This window comes from Phormidium pseudopriestleyi FRX01, assembly GCF_017313335.1.
GTDB lineage: Bacteria > Cyanobacteriota > Cyanobacteriia > Cyanobacteriales > Laspinemataceae > Laspinema > Laspinema pseudopriestleyi.
Window position 1 is genome coordinate 1 of sequence record NZ_JAFLQW010000536.1, and the last position, 3923, is coordinate 3923.

Genomic DNA, 3923 nt, shown 5'->3' on the forward strand with positions numbered 1-3923 from the left:
CTATATAGCATTCCTAAATGATTTATAACATCTGTCTTCTCCCCTCTCCCGTTCTGGGCCGCCTTATGTTGGGGGCCGCCGACGTCTTCCACAACTGATAAAGGATTGCTATATAACAGGCGGGGATTCAAAAACCCCCGCCTAGAAGATTAGTACCAGATTAGATTTAAGGGATAAGAAACCGGGTTTTTTATCGACACAGTATCCTCAGTTAATCCCCTTTTTTATTCCCTCAATGCGCCCACTTGTCAATCCATTTGACGGTGCCTTCATCGGCTAATAACCAGCGACGACAGACAATATTTTCCCGGGTGGAGAGTGCGGCATCGTTGCCATGTTCGTCTTTGTAAACGATCGCATATTTATAGGCGATCGCCTTTCCTGCACTTTCCTCAAACGGGATTTCCGCAAACCAGGTATTCGAGTTGATATACTCCAAGGGATAGGCTTTCTTAATATCCCAATTCCCCAATTCTGGGCAATCTCCTGTCACGACTACCACTTGACCGACATCGGTAGACAGTCCATTCAAATGCGCTCGCACTAAGACTTGGCCCTTAATCCGTTCCCCGACGTGACTAATCACCACTGCCTCTTTAGCACCCAGTTCTAATTGATGTAACATTCCATCCTGCACCTCCAGTTTACGCCGAGTCAAAATGCAGGTATGTTCCCCATCGGGTAAATCCGTCTGCACATCAATGGTTGTCGCTTCCCCACGATTCATGACTAGGAAGCACACCGAATCCCGATACCGGCGCACATAGGCATAAACATCAGCCGTGAGATACTTATTCCATTGACTGCCCAGGGAGACAGCAGGATTCAGACGGCGCACTCCTGAGAGTAAGCGAATATCCCGATAAATTGGGGTATCTGTATCCCAATTTTCCATGATGGGACGATTGTAGGGGTCGTTATTGCCGTAGGGGTTATTATCCCCGTTGGTGTCATTATGCAGATATTGCTCGGTCCCGTAATATATACAGGGAATTCCCCGACAAGTCATAATCAAGTTAATCGCCAAGCGCAGGAGATCCGGGTCCGGGTTCAAGGTTTGGAACCGATGCATATCATGATTATCGATAAAAGTAATCAGTTCCGTGGCGGCATTATATCGATAATCTTGGTCAAAAATAGACTGGATCAGTTGAAATCCGGGTGCTGCATTGACGGCTAAAGCTTCTCGAATCGCGGTGGCTAAACCAAAGTCCAGAATGGTCATTCCCGATTCATTGGCAAAGCTAACCGATCGCTCGTCATTGGGGTGGTTATAAATCCATTCTCCAAAGATAAATACATCGGGCTTGTGAGACTGAATATCCGCATTAAACTCCTGCCAAAACCATATCGGCATATGTTTGACCGTATCCACTCGCAAAGCATCCACACCGCGATCCAACCATTGTTTAATGGCAGCTTTGATGTAGTTTCGATATGCGATATTGTTTTCGTTAAAGGTAGCAAGACCGGCTAATTCGCAGTTTTGCACCTGCCATTCATCTTCCCAGTTGGTCACTTCACCATAGTGGTGATACCAGCTTTCTTTATCATTATTGAAATCGGCAATTTTCACCCCATCATCATACAGTTCTCCCTTAATACCGCTAAAATCCGGGTTACTATGGTTACACACAATATCGAGAATCAGTTTCATGTCTCGTTGATGTAACTCATCAATCAATTTATCAAAAATGGTATTGCGACTGTCTTGGGTGTCGTTGAGGGAGGGGTTATCTTCCGTGGCAATAAATCGAGGATTGAGGCGTTTAAAATCTCTGGTCCAGTAGCCATGAATGGCAGCTTGTTCGACAAATAAGGCTTCAACTTGTTCAAACAGGGGAGTTAACCAAATGGCGGTGATGCCGAGGGATTTGAGATAGTCTAATTTGTCAATGACGCCTTGTAAATCGCCTCCCCAGTATTTGCCCCAATCTTCTCCAGAGGGGTCGAAGAGTTCGGGGTTAGGTCCTTCGCTATTGGTGGGGTCGCCATCGTAAAATCGGTCTACGACAAGAAAATAAATGGTTTCTTGGCGAAATTCAATAGCCCGGGTGAATAGAAACTCAAATTCGTTTCCCTCTTCGTCTTTTTGGAGCATGACTTCAGCCCCGGTAGAGGCGTCAATATTTGAAGGAGAGGAGCCAAATGTGAGAGATTCTTCTTTGGAACTGGAAGTCGGCTGCATAATTTTTGTGAGACTTAGGTCTGAGAAGTTAGAAAGTCAAGTGTATAGTTACCTGAATACCCCCCGAATCGTACCCCCCAAATCCGGGTCAGGCATCTATCGGAAGGAACAAAAACTGACGCCACAAGGATGCTTCGGGGGGCGACTGCCTAGAGTAGATGAAACCCTAGGTTTCTGGGAGGGTTTTAAAGGTGATTTTCCACTCGGTGAGACGTTCAGCGAGTTGGAGATTTTGGTCCTCGGGTCCGAGGGCGATCGCCAACTGATCGGGAGCAACGATTACCTCAGCCGATTGGGTCTCCAAATCCAGGGCGATCGCCCCTTCAACTTGCGCCGGAGATAAGGCGTTGGCAATATAGGTAGCGGGGTCGTCGGACCAGGGAATCACTTCAATTTTTTCCCCAGGGATTTCCTGGGCGATCGCATTGAGATGTTCCCCTAGCTTACCGATACAAGCGGCCACCGGATCGACTTCCGGATCTAGAGAATGCACCGCGATTTTAGTGCGGGGGGCGATATCTGGTTTCGTGGGGATGGAATCTCGGGCCACACCTTTAATTTCAACCGTCGCCTGTCGAATTTCCGGAACGCGATCGCTAAACAAACCCGAAACCAGATAACTCGTAGCGCGGGAAACCCGTAACAGGGGTTTAGAACTGGGGCGATCAAAGACTTTTTTCAGATAAACCTTAAATTCCGCACCCTCTTGATAGTCATCATTGGGCAACTTTTCATATTTGGGAAGTTCCGCTTCCACCAGGGGGTGACCCGAACCTCCACTGACTCCCAAGACGACCCCACGGGCATCACTTTTGAGGACCTTACCCAAGAGAACCGTCCCTTTGCGCTCCCCAAAAGTCTCTTGAATGTATTTACACTGCTGTTCTTGTAATTTTTGGGTAAGAACCGTTTTGGTTTGTAACGCCGCTAGACGACCGAAATCTCCTTGATTGGGAGTCACATCCACAATCACGCGATCGCCCAGTTTAACTTTGGCACCCTTTTTGCTCGCCGCTTCCAGGGCAATTTCGCGATCGCTATCCTCCACAGTCTCCACCACCGTCTTCGTCGCAATCACCCGAAACCCTTCCGTCTTCAGGTCAAGTTTGACCGCAAAATTTTCAAAGTAGTCTTCGGGAAAATCCTCATCGTTGCGGACTTGGGTCCGACGATAGCGCTCATATCCTTTCAGCAGTGCTGCTTTCAGCGCAGCTTGAACCGCAAGCGGCGGCAAAGAGCGCTGTTGACTCATCGTATCAAGCAGCGATCGGAGTCCGGGAAGACTGACCATCGACATTGAGAACACCTCCTACAACGCTGTTCCAAGTAGCTCTGCGCTTACGGAATTTTACCTGAAAAGCTCACACATTTTTTAATCATTCCCTGGGGAGGTTGAGGCAGATGGGGCAGATTGGGGAGGAAACGACTGAAGTCGTTACTACAAACTTCCCTATCCTCCCCATCCTCTGGAGGATTACCCTTAGACAAAATCGCCGGTTGTAATAATCAGGTTGCGGAACTCAGGATCGATGCCTTCGAGGAGAGCAATCACCACCGAAGTATCCTTAGCTAGGACAATAGTCGTATCCGTGGGGGACTCTCCAATGGGTGCAGAAACGAGTAACTCACTGAGTTTTAGACCGCCCGTGAGAATAAACTTGTCCTGTCCATCCTCAAAATCCGTAATGGTGGCAGTGACTCCGGGACGCAATACGAAGAAGTCCCTGCCTGCGCC

Annotated in this window: 2 protein-coding genes and 1 pseudogene; all 3 read right to left on the reverse strand. The window is 48.2% G+C overall.

Translation table 11 applies throughout. The features are described 5' to 3' along the window. Positions 1-232: 232 nt before the first annotated feature. Positions 233-2188 carry an alpha-amylase family glycosyl hydrolase gene (locus J0895_RS20370; RefSeq protein ID WP_242541459.1) on the reverse strand — a complete coding sequence of 652 codons (1956 nt, stop codon included), beginning with the start codon at positions 2186-2188 and terminating at the stop codon, positions 233-235. Positions 2189-2354: 166 nt separating this feature from the next. Continuing rightward, positions 2355-3485 carry a transcription termination/antitermination protein NusA gene (gene nusA, locus J0895_RS20375; RefSeq protein ID WP_207089829.1) on the reverse strand — a complete coding sequence of 377 codons (1131 nt, stop codon included), beginning with the start codon at positions 3483-3485 and terminating at the stop codon, positions 2355-2357. Between the two features lie 183 nt (positions 3486-3668). After that, a pseudogene (locus tag J0895_RS20380) lies at positions 3669-3923 on the reverse strand (hypothetical protein); the annotation flags it as partial.

Bases quoted from the DNA above. Each gene is read 5' to 3' on its own strand.
- J0895_RS20370 (WP_242541459.1), bottom strand. From the start codon at position 2,188: ATGCAGCCGACTTCCAGTTCCAAAGAAGAATCTCTCACATTTGGCTCC.
- nusA (WP_207089829.1), bottom strand. From the start codon at position 3,485: ATGTCGATGGTCAGTCTTCCCGGACTCCGATCGCTGCTTGATACGATG.